Annotated in this window: 4 protein-coding genes; all 4 read right to left on the minus strand. The window is 57.3% G+C overall.

What is annotated here, in order from left to right; all coding sequences use genetic code 11:
- A partial coding sequence (gene yidC, locus AC1D1X_RS20095) for a membrane protein insertase YidC (protein ID WP_477698994.1) occupies window positions 1-1,423 on the minus strand: 1,423 nt, incomplete at its 3' end.
- Window positions 1,420-1,737: a membrane protein insertion efficiency factor YidD gene (gene yidD / locus AC1D1X_RS20100; RefSeq protein WP_477670432.1), complete on the minus strand. Its 318-nt coding sequence runs from the start codon at window positions 1,735-1,737 to the stop codon at window positions 1,420-1,422. The genes yidC and yidD, both read right to left, overlap by 4 nt.
- Complete coding sequence (locus tag AC1D1X_RS20105; RefSeq protein WP_477670431.1) at window positions 1,734-2,153, minus strand: ribonuclease P protein component; 420 nt, start codon at window positions 2,151-2,153, stop codon at window positions 1,734-1,736. The genes yidD and AC1D1X_RS20105 overlap by 4 nt, the downstream gene beginning before the upstream one ends.
- A gap of 51 nt (window positions 2,154-2,204) precedes the next feature.
- Window positions 2,205-2,339 (minus strand): 50S ribosomal protein L34, encoded by a 135-nt coding sequence (gene rpmH / locus AC1D1X_RS20110; protein ID WP_007862708.1) that lies wholly within the window; start codon window positions 2,337-2,339, stop codon window positions 2,205-2,207.
- Window positions 2,340-2,776: the final 437 nt, after the last annotated feature.

A 2,776-nucleotide genomic window follows, 5' to 3' on the forward strand; every position in this document is an offset into this window, starting at 1 on the left:
TTTCAACGCTGGACAGCAGCACCCAGTACAGCGCGATAAACACGGGGATCTGGATCATGATCGGGAAGCAGCCGCCCATCGGGTTGACTTTTTCTTCCTTGTAGATTTTCATCATCGCCTGCTGCATTTCCTGCGGCTTGTCTTTCAGGCGTTCACGCATTTCCATGATCTTGGGATTGATCGCCTTCATCTTGGCCATGCTGGCATACGCCTTGGCATTGAGCCAGTAGAACGCGATTTTCAGCAGCAGCACCAAAGCCACGATGGACCAGCCCCAGTTATGGATGAAGCCGTGCAGTTTGTCGAGCAGCCAATACAGTGGCTTGGCCAGGATGGTCAACCAGCCGTAGTCCTTCACCAGCTCCAGGCCCGGTGCAATGGCTTCCAGTGTTTTTTCTTCCTGGGGGCCGACGAAAAATTTCGCCTCGACCGACTTGGTCGTGCCTGCTGCGATGGTGTCCAGCGGCGTGATCATGACGACGGAATACAGGTTGTTGGCGACCTTCTGGAACAACAGGTCGCGCTTGAGACCATCCGGAAGAATCCAGGCAGTTGCAAAGTAATGCTGGACCATGGCGATATAGCCATTGGTGGCCTGCTTTTCGACGTCAACCTTGTTGTTCTCGATGTCCTTGAATTCCACTTTTTGGTATTTCTTGGCTTCGGTATAAATCGCCGGGCCGGTGAAGGTGGAATAAAAAGAAGACTCTCCGGGCGGCTTGTTGCCGTCACGCACGAGCTGCAGATACAGCTGGGGCGACACCGCGGCTGTGCCGGTGTTGACGATGTCGTGGCGCACCGCAATGTCGTAAGCGCCGCGTTTCAGGGTGTAGGTCTTGACCAGCTTGACGCCGCCGACTTCCGCCGACTCAAACTTGATCTGCAGTTCGTCCTGGCCTTCTTTCAGCGCTCGTTCGCCTGGAACCACGGCCATTGGCGTTTTGTGGGTAGGAAAGCCTCCGGTGGTGCCGGGTGCCGTAACAAGTCCTGTCTGCGCCACATAAACACGGCTTGCGCTTTCGTCCATCAAGACAAAACCTTCGGCCGTGTGCGCCTGGTCCTTGTACTTGACGAATGCCGAGTGCACCAGGGTGCCGCCTTCGCTGTCAAAGGTCAGCGTGAGCACATCGGTATTCACAACGAAGCGTTCTTTGGCGGTCGACGGCGCGATCGATGGAGCGCCTGCCGGCACGGCACCAGGCGCGCCTGGCGTTGCGTTGGCAGCCTGCGGCGCAGGCACGGAAGAAGCCGTAGCGCCGGCAGCTACAGGTGCAGAGGAGCCCGCGACCGGTGCCTTGGCGCTTTGCGTGGCTGACGGGAAAAAGGTCGCCTTGTGGCCGTTATATACCTGCCATTGGTCCCACAAAAGGACCATGGAAAAACCAAAAATCACCCACAGGATGGTGCGGCGGATGTCGTTCATGACGGCGTCTTTTTAGAAGGGGTGGAGGCCACAGGGGTGGCCAGGCGGGAAAAGAGGGGAACAGGCGGCACCGGGTCGTGCCCGCCATCGCACCAGGGATGGCAGCGTACCAGCCGGCGCAAGGTGAGGTAGCTGCCGACTGTTGCGCCGTGCTGCTGCAGGGCCTGCAGTGAATAGGCGGAACACGTCGGCTCAAACCGGCAGGCTGAGCCCAGCCATGGGCTGAGCAACAAGCGATAGCCTTTGACCAGGCCAATCAGCAGGGTTTGCGGCAAACGGAAAAGAGGTGCCAGTGCAGCAAAAACGGAGCTCATGGCGCCTTGGCTCCTGCCTGCATCAGCGCCAGCACTTCGGTGCGTACCGCCAGCTTGAGCTGCTCGGACGTCGCACTGATGAATTCCTTGCGCGAAAAATCACGCCGCAAGCGGACCACAAAAGCAGCCTGAGGATACTGATGCGAAAAATCAGCGCTCACGGTGTAGATCTGTCGTTTGATGGCGTTACGTGTGACGGCGCGTTTGGCCCAGCGTTTGGGAACCATGGCCCCAAGCCAGACATCCTGTACGGGAAACAGCGGCCTTGCCGCGATCACATCAGCCAGCTTGCCTGGCTCAGCTTGCACGGGCTTTGCGTCCAGCGCATTGCGGTGCAATGCGAAGTGCGTTGTTTTTGCAACAATGGCGCCGGCAAGAACTGCCTGGAACTGGGGTCGGGTTTGAAGCCGTTGCACGAGCGCCAGGCGTCAGTTTAAAAAACTGCGAATGGCCAGCAGGAAACAGGCTTATACGGCCAGGCGCTTGCGGCCTTTGGCGCGGCGTGCAGCAATCACTGCGCGGCCGCCACGCGTTTTCATGCGGGTCAGGAAGCCGTGCGTACGAGCGCGTTTGACTTTGGATGGTTGGTATGTGCGTTTCATGATTGAGTCCTACTAGCCGGTCAGCTACAAAGCTTTCCCCTTTGCCGTTACCTTGCCTTAGTTATAAGACACACTGCTTTGGGCGATTCGAATGATCTTGGTGGCCGTACAACACAACCATCTCTGCAAGTCTTCAAGGCAGGCAAAACCCGCCGCGAATCAGGGAAACCCATGATTATCGCAGATTTCCTAACACTGGCAACAAGTTAGCCCGCCCATTTGGGGTAAAGGCTGAGATGCGGCGAACCGGGTCGCTACATACCCCAAACCAGTGCCCAAAATAGGTTGAAACCCGGATCAATTATTTTGTGGATAACTCCTCGTCCGGACTACAATTGCCGGTGCTCAAAATTAACAATATCCACAAGCAGCTCACCGCTGCCGGGCGCCTCTTGCCAGGCCAGCAACCCAGCCAAAACCAGCCATGAGTGAGGCAT

The sequence above is a fragment of the Polaromonas sp. P1_G4 genome (assembly GCF_056405475.1).

Bases quoted from the DNA above. Each gene is read 5' to 3' on its own strand.
- yidD (WP_477670432.1), bottom strand. From the start codon at position 1,737: ATGAGCTCCGTTTTTGCTGCACTGGCACCTCTTTTCCGTTTGCCGCAA.
- rpmH (WP_007862708.1), bottom strand. From the start codon at position 2,339: ATGAAACGCACATACCAACCATCCAAAGTCAAACGCGCTCGTACGCAC.